This is a genomic window from Thermobifida alba (assembly GCF_023208015.1).
Classification (GTDB): Bacteria; Actinomycetota; Actinomycetes; order Streptosporangiales; family Streptosporangiaceae; genus Thermobifida; species Thermobifida alba.
In genome coordinates, this window is the sequence record NZ_CP051627.1 from 2098401 (window position 1) to 2113343 (window position 14943).

A 14943-nucleotide genomic window follows, 5' to 3' on the forward strand; every position below is an offset into this window, starting at 1 on the left:
CTTTCCGGTGACCCGAAAAGATTAAGGCTGAGCTTCCACCATGCCCCCTCACAGTAGGGCCGACGAGGCCCCTCCCGTGTTCACGCGGGCGGTCGCGAGCCTGCGCGCCCGGACGGTGCGGCCCGAGATCGTACTGGAGGACATCCCCGCACCGCGGCGGCTCGCCCCGTACGCGGCCGCGATGTCGGCGACGGTGCACGCCGACGGAGGGGACGCGGCGTTCGGGCGGTTGATCGTGCTGTACGACCCCGAGGGCTCCCGGGACTGGCCGGGCCCCTTCCGGGTGGTGGCCTACGTCAGCGCCGAGCTGGAGCCGGACCTGTCCGGTGACCCGCTGCTCGGGCAGGTCGCCTGGAGCTGGCTGACCGAGGCCCTGTCCTCCCGGGGCGCCGGGCACCACACGCTGAGCGGGACGGTCACCCGCGCCACCACGGAGGGGTTCGGTCTCAAGGCCGGGGAGCCCGCGACGACCGAGATGGAGCTGCGCGCCTCGTGGACGCCCACCGAGTCGCAGGACCTGTCCGCGCACATGGCCACCTGGCTGGACCTGCTGTCCACGGCGGCGGGACTGCCGCCGGTGGACGTGGCGGACATCTCCCGCAGGACGCGCCCGGAGCCGTGACGGCCCGCGCGGAGCCGGCCCGTTCCCGGGCGGGCCGAGGCCCGTCCCCGCGAGGGCGGCAACCGGAAAGCGACGGGAAGCACATACCGTAGGGGTGTGGCGAACGTGCTGAACTCCAAGACCGAAGAAGACCCCGAAAGCACCTCGGAGCAGACGTCCCCGGCCCCCCTGCTGAGCGAACCCAGAGACGGAATCCCGCCGGTCGTCGCCGACGAGGAGGAGCTGGCACGCGTGGCCGCCGCGTTCGCGGCGGCCGGCGGGCCGGTCGCGGTGGACGCCGAACGCGCCTCGGGATACCGCTACGGACAGCGCGCCTACCTGGTCCAGTTGCGCCGCGCCGGTGCCGGGACGGCGCTGGTCGACCCGGTCGCCTGCCCCGATCTGACGGCGCTGCGGGAGGCGGTCGCCGACGCCGAGACGGTGCTGCACGCGGCCCACCAGGACCTGCCCTGCCTGACCGAGGTGAACCTGCGGCCGCGGCGCCTGTTCGACACCGAGCTGGCCGGGCGGCTGCTCGGCTACCAGCGGGTCGGCCTGGGCACGATGGTGGAGCGGGTGCTGGGCGTCCGGCTGGCCAAGGAGCACGCGGCGGTGGACTGGTCGACGCGGCCGCTGCCGGAGGACTGGCTGCGCTATGCCGCCCTGGACGTGGAGGTCCTCATCGAGCTGCGCGACGCGCTGGAGGCCGAGCTCGCAGAGGCCGGCAAGCTGGAGTGGGCGCACGAGGAGTTCGCGGCGGTGCTGGCCGCACCCCCCAAGGAACCGCGTCCGGACCCGTGGCGGCGCACCTCCGGCATCCACCGGGTCCGCAGCCAGCGTGGGCTGGGCGTGGTCCGGGAGCTGTGGCTGGAGCGTGACCGGATCGCCCGGGAGCGCGACCTGTCCCCGGGGCGGGTGCTGCAGGACTCGGCGATCGTGGAGGCGGCGCTGGCGATGCCGCGTACCCCCCAGGAGCTGACCGCGATCAAGGCGTTCACCGTCCGGTTGGCCCGCCGCTACGTCCCGGCGTGGATCAAGGCGGTCAACCGGGTGCGGGACATGGCTCCGGCCGACCTGCCCCAGCCCAGCCCTCCGGGGGACGGGCCGCCGCCGACCAACCGGTGGGCCGACCGCGATCCGGCGGCGGCGCGGCGGCTCGACGCGGTGCGCTCCGTGGTGGCCGAGATCGCGGAGCGGGTGGTGATGCCGACCGAGAACCTGCTGCAGCCGGACGCGGTGCGCCGCCTGGCGTGGTCGCCGCCCCGGACCGTCAGCGTCGACTCGGTGGCCGAGCACCTGCGCGCGCATCAGGCCCGCAACTGGCAGATCGAGCTGACCGCGGCCGCGTTGGCGGAGGCGCTGCGTTCGGCGGCGCGGTGAGGGCCGCCGCCGTGTGACCGGAGGTGACGAACCCCATAGGCGGGGGCGCGTCGCTTCCGGTTCTTCTTCCCCCGCACTCGTGGTGTTATTGAACCGTGGCTGTTCTGGCACGGAATCGCGACAGAAGAACGGTTGTCGACACGCTGCTCTCCCTGGTTGTCTCCCTGTCCACCGCGGCGTGGCGGGCGGTGTCGCGTCTGCTCCTCCCCGACCTCCCGGTCGAGGCCTCCGGTCCGGACGGGGCGGGCCCGCCGGAACGGACCGCGGCCCTGGAACGCGCCCTCGCCGAGTGCGCGGAGCAGCGGGGGCAGGACCATCCGGACACCATCGCCGCACGCAACAACCTCGCCGGGAGGTACGCCGCGACCGGACGGCGCGACGCGGCCCTCGCCCAGTTCGAGCGGGCCCTGGACGACGCGGTCCGGGTGCTGGGGGAACAGCATCCGCTGACCGAGGTGATCCGGGAGAACCTCGCCCTGTGCCACGAGGACGCCGCCCGCTTCGCCGAGGCCGCGCACCACTGGCAGCTGCTGCTCGACCAGCGGACGGCACGCCTGGGCCGGCACGCCACCGACACACTGCTCACCCGGGCCCGCCTGGCCGCGGCCTGTCGGCGCACCGGACGGTTGGCCGAGGCCGCCGAGCACTACCGCGGCGTCCTGGAGCAGCACTCGGCGTTCTCCGCCGAGGAGGTGGAGGCCTGGCGGCTCGGCCTGGCCCTGACGCTGCGGCGGGCGGGCCGCGCCGACGAGGCCCGCGAGCAGCTCCGGACGGTGCTGTCTCAGCGCAGCCGCCGGCTCGGCGCGCGCCATCCCCGCACCCTGGCCGTCCACCACCAGCTGGGACTGGCCTACGCGCACGCCGGTCGCCCCGAGGAGGCGGCCCGCGTGCTGCGGGAGGCCTACCTCCGCTGCCTGGCCGCGGCCGGAGACCCCGACGTCCGCCTGCTGTCGCTGCGGATCCGCCGCGACCTGGCCGCCGCCTACCGCGCCGCGGGGCGCGCCCGGGACGCCGCGGCCCTGTACTGACCCGCCCCTCGCCCTCCCTTCGGCCCGTCCGCGCCGCCGTCGCGGACGGGCCGTTGCGGTGCCCGGCGCGAGAATGCGGCGTTTCCTCACTCGCGCCATTAGTTACTGACGAGTAGCATGGGGGCGACAACTCCGCCATCCGCCTGAAGAAGGAGGGGCAATCGTGCCGCGAACTGCCCGCGACGTCGTATTCGTCGACGGGGTGCGCACTCCGTTCGGCAAGGCCGGCAAGGGCCTCTACGCCGAGACCCGCGCTGACGACCTGGTGGTCCGGGTCATCCGCGAACTGCTGCGCCGCAACCCCGCACTGCCCCCGGAACGCATCGACGAGGTCGCCATCGCCGCCACCACCCAGATCGGCGACCAGGGTCTGACCATCGGCCGCAGCGCCGCCATCCTCGCCGGCCTGCCCCGCAGCGTGCCCGGCTACGCCATCGACCGCATGTGCGCGGGCGCGATGACCGCGGTGACCACCACCGCGGCCGGCATCTCCTTCGGCTCCTACGACGTCGTCATCGCCGGCGGCGTCGAGCACATGGGCCGCCACCCGATGGGCGAGGGGGTGGACCCCAACCCGCGCTTCCTCTCCGAGAAGCTGGTGGACCCCTCCGCCCTGGTCATGGGCAACACCGCCGAGAACCTGCACGACCGCTACCCCACCATCACCAAGGAGCGCGCCGACGCCTACGCGGTGCGCAGCCAGGAGAAGGTCGCCAAGGCCTACGCCGACGGCAAGATCCAGCCCGACCTGGTGGAGATGGCCGTCCGCAGCGCCGAGCAGGGCTACGGCCTGGCCACCGTCGACGAGCCGCCGCGCCCCGGCACCACCCTGGAGGCGCTGGCCGGCCTGAAGACCCCGTTCCGCCCGCACGGCAACGTGACCGCGGGCAACGCCGCGGGCCTCAACGACGGCGCGACCGGCGCGATCCTCGCCGCCGAGGAGGTCGCCGCCGAACTGGGCCTGACCGCCAAGATGCGCCTGGTGGACTTCGCCTTCGCCGGCGTGGAGCCCGAGGTCATGGGCGTCGGCCCGGTCCCGGCCACCGAGAAGCTGCTCGCCCGCAACGGCCTGACCATGGACGACATCGGCCTCATCGAGATCAACGAGGCCTTCGCCGTGCAGGTGCTGGCCTTCCTGGAGCACTTCGGCATCCCCGACGACGACCCGCGGGTCAACCCGTGGGGCGGCGCGATCGCGCTGGGCCACCCGCTGGCCTCCTCCGGCGTGCGCCTGATGATGCAGCTGTCGCGCCTCTTCGCCGAACGCACCGACGTCCGCTACGGCCTGACCACCATGTGCGTGGGCATGGGCATGGGCGGAACGGTCCTGTGGGAGAACACCAACTGGGAAGGGAACGCCAAGTGAGCAGCGCGATCGAGGCCGCGCGGGAGCAGTTCGCCGACGAGGTCGTCACCCGGGCGCTCTCCCGCGACGTGGAACTGCCCTACGGCGCGGGCAAGGCCGTCCTGATCACCCTGGACAACGGCCACGACCACACCAAGCCCAACACCTTCGGCCCCGCCGGGCTGCTGAGCCTGGGCGAGGCGATCGACGCCGCCGCCGCACGCACCGACATCGTCGCCGTGGCGATCACCGGCAAGCCGTTCATCTTCGCCGTGGGCGCCGACCTCAACGGCGTACCGAAGATCACCGACCGGGAGCAGGCGCGCGCCATCGGCAAGCTCGGCCACGACGTGTTCCGCAAGCTCGGCGAACTGAACGTGCCGACCTTCGCGTTCGTCAACGGGGCGGCCATGGGCGGCGGCGTGGAGGTGGCGCTGCACTGCACCTACCGCACCGTCTCCTCCGGCGTCCCCGCGTTCGCGCTGCCCGAGGTGTTCCTCGGCCTGGTGCCCGGCTGGGGCGGCACCTACCTGCTGCCCAACCTCATCGGCGCGGAGAAGGCGCTGAAGCTGATCATCGACAACCCGCTGGCCCAGAACAAGACCATCAAGGGTCCGCAGGTGTTCGAGATGGGCATCGCCGACGCGCTCTTCGAGCCCGCCGACTTCCTGGAGGAGTCGCTGCGCTGGGCGGCCAAGGTCGTCAAGGGCGACATCACCGTCGACCGCCCCGAGGTCGACCGGGGCGAGGCCTGGGACCAGGCCGTCGCCAACACGCGCTGGGCCGTGGAGGGCAAGCTGCACGGCGCCGCCCCCGCCGCGGTGCGCGCGCTCGACCTGGTCGCCGCGGCCAAGGACCGCACCCGCGACGAGGGCTTCGCCGCCGAGGACGAGGCACTAGCCGACCTGATCCTCAGTGACGAACTGCGGGCCGGACTGTACGCCTTCGACCTGGTGCAGAAGCGCGCCCGCCGCCCCAAGGGCGCGCCCGACAAGTCGCTGGCCCGCCCGGTCACCAAGGTCGGCGTGGTGGGCGCGGGCCTCATGGCCGGGCAGCTCGCGCTGCTGTTCGCCCGCCGCCTGGGCGTCCCGGTGGTCATGACCGACCTGGACCAGGAGCGGCTGGACCGCGGCGTGGGCTACGTGCACGGCGAGGTCGACAAGCTGCTCGCCAAGGGCCGCGTCAACGCCGACACGGCCAACCGGCTCAAGGCCCTGGTCACCGGGTCGCTGTCGTACGAGGCGTTCGCCGACGCCGACTTCGTCATCGAGGCCGTCTTCGAGGAGATGTCGGTCAAGAAGTCGGTGTTCGCCAAGGTCGAGGAGTACGTCTCGGCCGAGGCGGTGCTGGCCACCAACACCTCGTCGCTGTCGGTCACCGAGATGGCCGCGGACCTGAAGCACCCCGAGCGCGTGGTCGGCTTCCACTTCTTCAACCCGGTGGCAGTGCTGCCGCTGCTGGAGATCATCCGCGGCGAGCGGACCGACGACGCCGCGCTGGCGACCGCGTTCGCCGCCGCCAAGAAGCTGAAGAAGACCGCGGTGCTGGTCAAGGACGCGCCCGCGTTCGTGGTCAACCGGCTGCTCACCCTGTTCATGGGCGAGGTGCTGTCCTCGGTCGAGGAGGGCACCGAGCCGGAGGTCGCCGACCGCTCGGTGGCGCCGCTGGGCCTGCCCATGTCGCCGCTGCTGCTGCTGCAACTGGTCGGCCCGGCCGTGGCGCTGCACGTGGCCGAGACCCTGCACGCCGCGTTCCCCGACCGGTTCCGCGTCTCCCAGCAGCTCAGGGCGATGGTGGAGGCGGGCAAGACCACGATCTACGCGCCCGACTTCAGCATCGACCCGGAGGTGCGGGCGTTCTTCACCGGCGGCGACTCCCCGTCCAGCGAGGAGGTGATCCTCAACCGCGCCCTGGAGGCGCTGGCCCGGGAGATCCGGATCATGCTGGACGAGGGCGTGGTGGCCGAGCCCGCCGACATCGACCTGTGCATGATCACCGGCGCGGGCTGGCCGTTCCACCTGGGCGGCATCACCCCGTACCTGGACCGCACGGGCATCTCCGAGAAGGTCAACGGGGCCTGTTTCCACCCCGACGGCCTGAAGGCGCTGTGACCCCGTAGCAGCGCCCCCGCGGACGCGGCCCCGCTCCCCCGACTCTCCTCCGGGGGCGGGGCCGTTCCCCGTCCGCGGCCCGGGGAGTCAGCGGCGGCCCCGGTCATCAGACAGGTACGAGCTGATGCCGTGCCCGTGCCACAAGGCGCAGTGCGGCCTGGCCACGCAATGCTGCCTGGGAGAGCCTCGCAAAGACCCGGCGGTAGGGCTCGATCGCGTCGTTGTCGGTGAGGGAGAGCTCTGCGCCGACCGTCTCCACATTCACACGGTCGTCGTCGAAGATCCAGAAGCCGTGTTCGGGGATCGCGGGAAGCCGGATGTGCAGCGGAACAATCCCGATCATCGAACCCTTGCGGATGGTCAGCTCCGCAATACGGTCCAACTGGCCAACCACGACCTCCCCCGGGCAAACCCGCGCATACAGAACCGGCTCCCACAGGACGATGTCGAACGTCTTTCCCGGATCTTCGAGGACGCGGGCGCGTTCCATCCGGGTACGGACACCAGCTTCGACATCGTCCGGTGCGCCGTGTAGGGCCACCACGTTACGCAGGACGTATCGGGCGTAGTCAGGGGTTTGCATCAGTCCTGGAACCACTGCTGTCTCAAAAGCCCGGAGTCGACGCATCCGACTCTCCACGTCGACGAAGGTCGCCTGTCTGGCCCTGGTGCCTCCAGCAAGCTGTCGGCGCCAGCTCGCATAGTGGGTTTCCAGCGTCCTGCGCATCGCAAGCAGTTCGGCGGCGGTCTCCGGCACGTCACAGGCCGCCGCCCATGCTTTCAGGTCCGCCACAGAAGCGGTCTGCCTGCCCAACTCCAGCTTGGACACTTTTGACGGATGCCACCCCAGGGCTTGGGCCAACGCCCGCCCTGACAGCCCGGCCTCCATCCGGATCTCACGTAACCGCGCCCCCAAGGAGGTCCGGGCCGTCTGGTAGTCGGTCATCCCACCCTTGCCGCCAGGTAGTCGGTGTAGGTGAGCGCATGGTGCCACGCCGCGTCCCGGGCGGCAAGAGCAGTCACAACAGCTTCAGGAGTGTCGTCAAGCCAGATGCCGGCGACATCATCGCCATCGAACTCGAACCGCGCCAAGGTGCGGCTGTCGAAGATCCAGAAATCCTCGTCGGGAAGTTCCTCGACGATAGGATGGTCCCGGGACAGGTAGCGGATGTCCTCACCCACCGCGAGGTTGTAGGGAGTGGCCCACAGTTCCCAGCGCAGGTAATCCGAGGGCGGGTTATCGACGATTCGCACCCGTTCCATCCGCTTCCCCTTGGCGAGTTCCTCCCGCACCATGCCCAGCCACGGTCTGAGCCACTCGACTCCGGGGTCCTTCCCCGCCGACCACTCCTGGAACTGCTTGTCCTCACCAACGTTGCCGTAGCAGCGCCGAGTCTCCAGACGCCACGCAGTGTACCGATAAGACCGGAACAAAGCAGTGAAGTCGTCATCGTTCAGGTATTCGCGCATACCGCCACTCCTTGGGCGCGAAACGAACCATCAGTTCTCGAGGAACGATGACGAACGTCTCGTTGGGAAGCACATCCTCCAACTGAGCCAGCGCCTCGGCGTCGGTGAGTCGGTAGCCCTGCACGACGATGTCCCCGCTGTCCGTTTCGTACAGAGTAGGGCACTTCCCGCCAATTGACGTCGTTCCAAGCTTGCGCAGCTTCATACCTCTCCTCCTCGGTAGGTACTCCCAGTTTGTCCGCCTCTCTGCGGAGTCTTCAAAAATTTCCCACCACTACGTCAGCAATCTCAAGCAACCTTGCTCCTTGACCCAACGGCTGCTTCTACCGTCCAGGACCAGGAACTCATCAGTCATCGACCACTTCCGTGAAAGGCGTCAGTTGTGGGTCAGAGCACGGCCGAGGTCCTTCAGGAACCACACACACTCGCTCCCTACATCCGAATCGGTATTCAGGACGGTCAACTCTTCCTCGGTTTCGGTTCCATTCAACGGGTCTTTGACGACTCGTCCCTCTGGGATCCCTTGATCCGTCTCGCCGACCACTACTCGGCTCCCCGCACTCACGGTGAGGCCGCTGCTTTCCTGGAGCGCGAATGCGGGCTCTCACCTGGGCGTGCTGAGGAAATCGTGGAGATCTTTCGTAGCGGCCACTACCTCATCCCGGCAGGCTCCTACCGACCGGAGGACCGCTACAGCCGCCCCTCCCTGTTCTATAGGCTCTCGGGTGCCGATTCGCAGGAGGTCCAGAAGCGACTGGCGGACAGCCACATCGTCTTCTTGGGCTGCGGCGGTATCGGCAATCTGATGTCGGTCACCCTGGCCACCGCCGGAGTGGGCCAGGTGACCCTCGTCGACGCCGACCACATCGAGAAGAGCAATCTGACCCGGCAGTACCTGTTCACCGAGTCCGACGTCGGTGCAGCCAAATGCGAGGTCCTGGCACGGGAGCTACGCTCCCGCAACCCTGACGTCGAGGTGTGCACGATCAGACGACGGATGACCGACCTCTCCGATCTCGCTGCCCTTCCCGAAGCCGACCTGCTCGTGCTGTCCGCCGATTCCACGGGCATCACCGAACTCGTCAACGCCCACTGCGTCACGACCGAAACAGCCTGGCTCAACGTGTGCTACGTCAACGACATCGCGGTATGGGGACCGCTGATCGTCCCCGGGAAGACGGGATGCTGGTCCTGTCGTCCACTGACTGCCCAGGCCCCTTCAGGAAACGCGGAACTCGACGCCTTGATATCCTGCATCAACCGCCGTTACCAGGCTCCCTCGCACGGTCCGACCAACATGCTCTCCTCCGCGTTGGCCAGTCTTGACGCTCTGAAATACCTGGGCGATTTCGGATTTGTGCAGTCACTGGGCCGGAGAGTGGGCGTGTGGACCCACGAATTGCGCCTGGACGAGCAGCCAAGCATCCCCGATCCCGACTGCCCAACCTGTGGTCCGCTCCAGCCCTGACTACACGACCACAACCAACCTCGAAGGAGGTTTCTTTGCCTTCCGCTGCTTCCTGCGTCTTCTGCGCGATCGCCGCCGGGGAGGAGCCCTGCCACCCGTTCTGGGAGGACGAGGACCACCTGGCATTCCTGTCGATCTTCCCCAACACCGAGGGGTTCTCGGTGGTGATCCCCAAGGCCCACCGGCCCAGCTACGTGGTCCGGATGGACACCGACGCCTACCTCGCCCTGCACCTGGCCGCCCGCGAGGCGGCCCGGTGCCTGGACGCCGCGTTCGCGGACGTGGCACGCACCGGGATCATGTACGAGGGATACGGCGTGGACCACGCCCACGCGAAACTGTTCCCCATGCACGGCACCGCGGGCAACGAGGGCGCGGCCTGGCGGGCGGTGCGCTCCTCGGTGGACGTCTACTTCGACCGGTACCGGGGCTACCTGTCCTCCCACGACCACACCCGCGCTGACGATGCGGAACTGGCCGTGCTGGCCGAACGCATCAGGAACTCGAAGCGATAAGAAAAACTTTTCTTCTCTGGGCGACAGCCCGCGAAGACACGTCGTGAAAACACATTCACACAGATTTCCATGAGGGTTGGAAGACCTGGTCCTCCAACCCTCATGTTCTTCGTTTCCGCTGCTAGTTGCTGCCGTCGCCGTTCACGGAAATCTCCTTTCCTCTCCTGGAGCGGACCAGATCGGGACGGATCAGCGAGAATCCCATCTGCTGCGTCCCGAAGTGAAATTAACACCAGACCCCCGGAGGAAAGGGAGAGGTTTCTCCGGATTTCTCGCACGGCTCCGCCCCCGGAGCCGCATTCGGCGGTGTGAGCGGCTCCGGGGGCGGGACCGTCGGCAATCCGGGCTCGGCGCGGGGTCAGGAGCCGACGCCCGCCTCCGCCTTCTCCTCGCGGCGGGGCTGCACGGCCTCCTCGCCCTCGGTGATGCCGATGCGGTCGTGCAGCCGGCGCAGCGGGCCGGGCAGCCACCAGTTGGCGGCGCCGAGCAGGCGCATCGTGGCGGGCACCAGCAGGGCGCGCACCAGGGTGGCGTCCACGACCACCGCCACCGCCAGACCGATGCCGATGATCTTGAGGAACAGCAGGTCGGACACGCCCATCGCGGCCAGCACCACGATGAGCAGCAGCGCGGCGCTGGTGATAATGCGTCCGGTGCGCTGCAGGCCCACCGCCACCGAGTGGGTGTTGTCGCCGGTGGCCAGGTACTCCTCGCGGACCCGGCTGAGCAGGAACAGCTCGTAGTCCATGGCCAGGCCGAAGGCGACGATGATGATGAGGACCAGGAAGGTCGGGTCGATGGTGCCGACCGCGGTGAAGCCGAGCAGGTCGGCCAGGTGCCCCTCCTGGAAGCCCCAGATGACCACGCCCAGGGAGGCGCCCAGGGACAGCAGGCCCATGACCACCGCCTTGACCGGCAGCACGATCGAGCCGAACGCCAGGAACAGCAGGACCAGGGTGGTCAGCGTGACGAACAGCAGGGTCGCGGGCACGGTCTCGACGATGGCGTCGATGTTGTCGAGCTGCTGCGCGGCCGGGCCGCCGACCAGCACCTCGTCGGCGCCCGCGGGGGCGTCGGCACCGCGCACCGCCGCCACCAGGTCCGCGGTGGAGTCGTCGTCGATCTCGCCCTCGTAGGCGACGGTCAGGTGCGCGACGCCGTCCCCGACCCGGCCGACCCCGGCGCCCTCCGCCCCGTCCAGGTCTGCCAGGTCCGCGGCGAAGGACTCCAGGTCCTCCTCCTCGACCTGCCCGGTGACCACCACGTCGATCTGGCTGATGCCGCCCGCCGGGAAGTCCTCCCGGAGCATCTCGGTGGCCTGGCGGCTGTCGGCGCTGACGGGCAGGTAGCGCTGGTCGGTGGAGCCGACGTCGAGGGAGGTGAGCGCCGAGGCGAACGCGACGAGCACGGCGGCGACGGTGAGCAGGTACAGCACCGGGCGGCGCATGACGCTGTGCGCCAGCCGCGACCAGCCGCCCACGCGGTCGTCGGCGTCCGTGCCCGAGCGCCGCCGACCGAACAGCGGCAGCCGCAGCGCGTCGATGCGGCGGCCGATGACCGCCAGCAGGGCGGGGAGCACGACGAGCGCGGCGACCAGGTCGAACAGCACGACCGCGATGCCGCCCAGGCCGATGGAGCGCAGGATCGGCTGGGGGAAGAACAGCAGTCCGGCGAAGGCGATGAGGACGGTGACGCCGGAGAAGGCGACGGTCCGTCCGGCCGTGGCCAGGGTGACGGGGAGGGCCGCGGCGACGTCGCCGGTGCGGCGGGTCTCCTCGCGGAACCGGCTGACCAGGAACAGGCCGTAGTCGATGGCCAGTCCCAGGCCGAGGATGGAGGCGACGTTGACGGCGAACACCGACACGTCGGTGACGTGGGTGAGCGCGCGCAGCAGCACCATGGCGCCGAGGATCGCCAGGCCGCCGACGGCCAGCGGCATCAGCGCGGCGACCACTCCGCCGAAGATGGCGACGAGCAGGACCAGCAGCAGCGGCAGGGAGACCAGTTCGGCGCGGACGACGTCGGACTCGGCCTGCTCGGACAGTTCGCTCTGGATCGCCACGGGACCGCCCAGGTAGGTGTCGAGCGGTCCGGCGTCCAGGTCGTCGGCGATCGCCTGGAAGGACTCCATCCGCTCGACCTGGTCCTCGCCCACGAGGGTCATGGGGACGTACACCGCGTGCCGGTCCTCGGAGATGAGGATGCCGCGTTCGATGTCGCTGAGTCCCTCGTCCAGGTAGCTGGTGGCCGACCTGACGTACTCGTCGGGGAGTTCGTCGACGACCCGCTGCACCGCCTTGGCGAACGTGGGGTTGTCGAACGTCAGCTCCTCGCTGCGGTACACGGCCACGACGTCCACCGCGTCGTGACCCAGCTCCTCCTCGATCACCTCGGCCGCTCTGGTGGACTCCGCGTCAGGGTCCTCGAAGCCCCCGTCGCTGACCTCGCTGAACAGTCCGGTGCCCCAGGTGAGCGCGAACACGACGAACACCGCCGTGGCCAGGAGCACCCAGACTCGACCCCGATAGGTGAACCGGCCGAGCGCAGAGAACATGGACGTCTCCCTCGGGTGTTAATTTGGGGTGAACGGCGATAATCTCAGCAAACGCCGTTAACTCAAAAGTACGGCGCTTACTGTACAAGGCTCCTCAGACCATTCACAAACTCCACGGTTAAGGACTTTCCGTGCCCAAAGACGCGACTTCCTCCGCGCCTCGCGACGCACGGCCCGCCCCCTCCCCGCAGCCACGCCGAATGCGGATCCGCGAGGCAACGTTCGCCGAGATCAAGGCGATCGCCCGCAGCCACCTCGTCGAGCACGGACCGGACGGGGTCTCGCTGCGCGCGATCGCCCGGGAGATGGGCATGACCGCTCCCGCCCTCTACCGCTACTTCTCCAGCCTCGGCGACCTGCTGCTCTCCCTCCAGGCGGACCTCTTCGCCGAGTTGAGCGACCACATCACCGACGCGAGCACGGGACTGCCCGACGACGACGTGGACGGCCGGCTCCTGGCCTCGCTGCGCGCCTTCCGCACCTGGGCGCTGGCCAACCGCGCCGAGTTCGCCCTGCTGTTCGGCCCGCGCGGGCCCGTCGCCCCCTCCGTCCCGCACGCGGGAGAGGCCCTGCGGGAGGGACAGCGGTTCGCCGCGACCTTCCTCACCCTGTTCGACCGGCTGCTGGTGGAGGGGCGGGTCCCGCTGCCGGATCCCGCCTCCTTCCCGCCCGGGCTGCGTCCCCAACTGGAACTGTTCGCCGAGTGCGCCGGTTTCGACGGCGAGAACGCCACCGAGGGGGCGCTGCGCGTGCTCACCGCCTGCTGGGTGCGGCTGTACGGGCTGGTGTGCATGGAGGTCTTCCGCAGCATGCCCTTCGTCGTGGACGACATGGAGCCGCTGTTCGAAGCCGAACTGCGCGATCTGCTGACGTCGGTCGGCGTCCACTACCGGCCACCGCGGCGGTGACGGGAACCCCGCGGGCCCCGCAGGCGTCTGACTGGGGTGCCCGATCGGAGGTTCCCGCTCCCCCTCCGCGGGATGTCCGAATAGTGTTGACTTCTCCTCCGCTGTCAGCCCCCCGACCATGAAGGACCCCCTGTGGACACGTCTCGCGGTGGTGCAGCCGCCCCGGACCCGACCCCTCCGCCCCCGAACCCGCCGCACGAGGGCACCGGACCGTCTCCCTCCGTTCGGGAGCCCGCTCCCGAGCCTCCGCGGACGGCTCCCGCCGCCTCGCGGGAGGCGGCGGAGCCCGCAGTTGCGGCCCGGGGCCCTGCGGCGGCTCCGGCCCCGCCGCGGGAGGACGCGGCCGGGTTGCGGAGCGCGCCTCCGGCCCGCCCCTGCGCTCCGGTGTTCCGGCCGCCGCCGCAGGGCCAGCCGGCCCGCCAGGGGCCGCCCGCTCCCCCGCCCGCGCAGCAGCACCCGCTCGCCGGTCCCCACCCGCCGCTCCAGCCGCCGCAGGGCCCGCCGACCCTCCAGGGGCCGCTTCCCGCCGCCCCGCCCGCGCAGCAGCACCCCGCCACCGAAATGGTCACCGCAGCCCGCCCCACCGCGTCCCTCCCGGTCGGCGCGCCCCCCGGTGCCGCGGCCGAGGGATGGGCCCCGCCGCCCGTCTTCACCCCGCAGCCGCCCCCGCGCCGGGGCGGCGCGGGGCTGTGGCTCACCGCGGGCGGGGCGGCCCTCGTCGCCGCGGTCTCCCTGGTGGTGTGCGTGGCGCTGACGGTGTCCACGCTGGGCGGCGGCATCGCCCAGGCGTCCGGGAAACCGCACCGGGAGGTCCTCTACGAGGACAGCTGGTTCCACACCGCCAGGGGCATCCCGGTCGACGTCGTCTCCCACCCCTTCTACGACCTGCCCGCCCCCCGGACCGTCGAGTGCGCCCTGCCCGACTTCGACCCCTCCTCCGTCTCGGAGTGGGAGGCCTTCACCGACGCGGTCGGCCCCTGCCTGAACGAGATGTGGCTGCCGTCGCTGGAGGAGATGGGGCTGCGCCCGGAGGAACCGCACTACGTGGTCACCGACGAGATCCCGCCCGACCTGCGCGGCGAGTCGGAGGAGGAGGGGGTCACCCTCGCCTACTACATGGAGTACGACCTGAGCATCACCATCCTGGTGCCCAACGTGCGCAAGCTCCTGCCGTACCCGAACATGGACGACAAGCGCATCTGGTTCGCCCTGGTCGCCCACGAGTACGGGCACCACGTCCAGGGGGAGACCGGGCTGCTCGACAGGGCCTACACCCTGGAGCGCAAGGCCGGTTCCGAGGCCGAGGAACTCCAGGTGGGACGGCAGATCGAACTCCAGGCCGAGTGCCTGGCGGGCACCGGCGTGGCCAGGCTCTCCGTCCACGACGGCGGTGACGTGGCGTTCGTCAACCGCACCTTCAACGAGGGCACCGGGGACAGCGACACGCACGGCAGCGCCGACAACCGCGTGCACTGGTTCGACTCCGGTGCGGCCGCGGAGACCATGGAGGCGTGCAACACCTTCGCCGCCGACACCGGACTGGTCCGCTAGCCCGTGCCGTGG

13 protein-coding genes are annotated in these 14943 nt (G+C 70.4%); 9 read left to right on the top strand and 4 right to left on the bottom strand.

The window, feature by feature from the left end:
- Nucleotides 1-40: 40 nt before the first annotated feature.
- The 5 genes from FOF52_RS09220 to FOF52_RS09240 all read left to right on the top strand — a co-directional run bounded on the left by FOF52_RS09220 (nucleotide 41) and on the right by FOF52_RS09240 (nucleotide 6465).
- The gene (locus FOF52_RS09220) at nucleotides 41-622 is read left to right on the top strand and encodes a DUF3000 domain-containing protein (protein WP_248593410.1); all 582 of its coding nucleotides are present in this window, start codon (nucleotides 41-43) and stop codon (nucleotides 620-622) included.
- Nucleotides 623-718: 96 nt separating this feature from the next.
- Nucleotides 719-1981 carry an HRDC domain-containing protein gene (locus FOF52_RS09225; protein WP_248593411.1) on the top strand — a complete coding sequence of 421 codons (1263 nt, stop codon included), beginning with the start codon at nucleotides 719-721 and terminating at the stop codon, nucleotides 1979-1981.
- Nucleotides 1982-2076: 95 nt separating this feature from the next.
- Nucleotides 2077-3009 (top strand): tetratricopeptide repeat-containing protein, encoded by a 933-nt coding sequence (locus FOF52_RS09230; RefSeq protein WP_248593412.1) that lies wholly within the window; start codon nucleotides 2077-2079, stop codon nucleotides 3007-3009.
- 163 nt (nucleotides 3010-3172) lie between these two features.
- The gene (locus FOF52_RS09235; protein ID WP_248593413.1) at nucleotides 3173-4375 is read left to right on the top strand and encodes a thiolase family protein; all 1203 of its coding nucleotides are present in this window, start codon (nucleotides 3173-3175) and stop codon (nucleotides 4373-4375) included.
- Nucleotides 4372-6465 (top strand): 3-hydroxyacyl-CoA dehydrogenase NAD-binding domain-containing protein, encoded by a 2094-nt coding sequence (locus tag FOF52_RS09240; protein WP_248593414.1) that lies wholly within the window; start codon nucleotides 4372-4374, stop codon nucleotides 6463-6465. The genes FOF52_RS09235 and FOF52_RS09240 overlap by 4 nt, the downstream gene beginning before the upstream one ends.
- Before the next feature lie 106 nt (nucleotides 6466-6571).
- Here FOF52_RS09240 and FOF52_RS09245 read toward each other — a convergent pair whose 3' ends face one another.
- Genes FOF52_RS09245 through FOF52_RS09255 form a run of 3 tightly spaced genes read right to left on the bottom strand, consistent with a single transcriptional unit; the run spans nucleotide 6572 to nucleotide 8140 of the window.
- Complete coding sequence (locus tag FOF52_RS09245; RefSeq protein WP_248593415.1) at nucleotides 6572-7411, bottom strand: helix-turn-helix domain-containing protein; 840 nt, start codon at nucleotides 7409-7411, stop codon at nucleotides 6572-6574.
- The gene (locus FOF52_RS09250; RefSeq protein ID WP_248593416.1) at nucleotides 7408-7935 is read right to left on the bottom strand and encodes a DUF6879 family protein; all 528 of its coding nucleotides are present in this window, start codon (nucleotides 7933-7935) and stop codon (nucleotides 7408-7410) included. The genes FOF52_RS09245 and FOF52_RS09250 overlap by 4 nt, the downstream gene beginning before the upstream one ends.
- Nucleotides 7913-8140: a hypothetical protein gene (locus FOF52_RS09255; RefSeq protein ID WP_248593417.1), complete on the bottom strand. Its 228-nt coding sequence runs from the start codon at nucleotides 8138-8140 to the stop codon at nucleotides 7913-7915. The genes FOF52_RS09250 and FOF52_RS09255 overlap by 23 nt, the downstream gene beginning before the upstream one ends.
- Nucleotides 8141-8317: 177 nt before the next feature.
- Between FOF52_RS09255 and FOF52_RS09260 the strand changes: the two genes are divergently transcribed.
- Nucleotides 8318-9403: a HesA/MoeB/ThiF family protein gene (locus FOF52_RS09260; RefSeq protein WP_248593418.1), complete on the top strand. Its 1086-nt coding sequence runs from the start codon at nucleotides 8318-8320 to the stop codon at nucleotides 9401-9403.
- A 35-nt stretch (nucleotides 9404-9438) separates the two neighbouring features.
- Entirely contained in the window at nucleotides 9439-9918 is a 480-nt protein-coding gene (locus FOF52_RS09265) for an HIT family protein (protein ID WP_157080100.1), read from the top strand.
- A 358-nt stretch (nucleotides 9919-10276) separates the two neighbouring features.
- Here the strand turns inward: FOF52_RS09265 and FOF52_RS09270 are convergent, their stop codons facing one another.
- The gene (locus FOF52_RS09270; RefSeq protein WP_248593419.1) at nucleotides 10277-12472 is read right to left on the bottom strand and encodes an MMPL family transporter; all 2196 of its coding nucleotides are present in this window, start codon (nucleotides 12470-12472) and stop codon (nucleotides 10277-10279) included.
- A gap of 200 nt (nucleotides 12473-12672) precedes the next feature.
- On the opposite strand from FOF52_RS09270, the gene FOF52_RS09275 reads away from it, so the two are divergent.
- Both FOF52_RS09275 and FOF52_RS09280 read left to right on the top strand, forming a co-directional pair.
- On the top strand, nucleotides 12673-13380 hold the full coding sequence (locus FOF52_RS09275) for a TetR/AcrR family transcriptional regulator (protein WP_248593420.1): 708 nt from the start codon (nucleotides 12673-12675) through the stop codon (nucleotides 13378-13380).
- 348 nt (nucleotides 13381-13728) lie between these two features.
- Nucleotides 13729-14931: a neutral zinc metallopeptidase gene (locus FOF52_RS09280; protein ID WP_248593421.1), complete on the top strand. Its 1203-nt coding sequence runs from the start codon at nucleotides 13729-13731 to the stop codon at nucleotides 14929-14931.
- The last annotated feature ends 12 nt before the right edge of the window (nucleotides 14932-14943 follow it).

Coding starts and splice junctions, on each gene's coding strand:
- FOF52_RS09220 (WP_248593410.1), top strand. CDS start 41: ATGCCCCCTCACAGTAGGGCCGACGAGGCCCCTCCCGTGTTCACGCGG.
- FOF52_RS09250 (WP_248593416.1), bottom strand. CDS start 7,935: ATGCGCGAATACCTGAACGATGACGACTTCACTGCTTTGTTCCGGTCT.
- FOF52_RS09245 (WP_248593415.1), bottom strand. CDS start 7,411: ATGACCGACTACCAGACGGCCCGGACCTCCTTGGGGGCGCGGTTACGT.
- FOF52_RS09270 (WP_248593419.1), bottom strand. CDS start 12,472: ATGTTCTCTGCGCTCGGCCGGTTCACCTATCGGGGTCGAGTCTGGGTG.
- FOF52_RS09275 (WP_248593420.1), top strand. CDS start 12,673: ATGCGGATCCGCGAGGCAACGTTCGCCGAGATCAAGGCGATCGCCCGC.
- FOF52_RS09255 (WP_248593417.1), bottom strand. CDS start 8,140: ATGAAGCTGCGCAAGCTTGGAACGACGTCAATTGGCGGGAAGTGCCCT.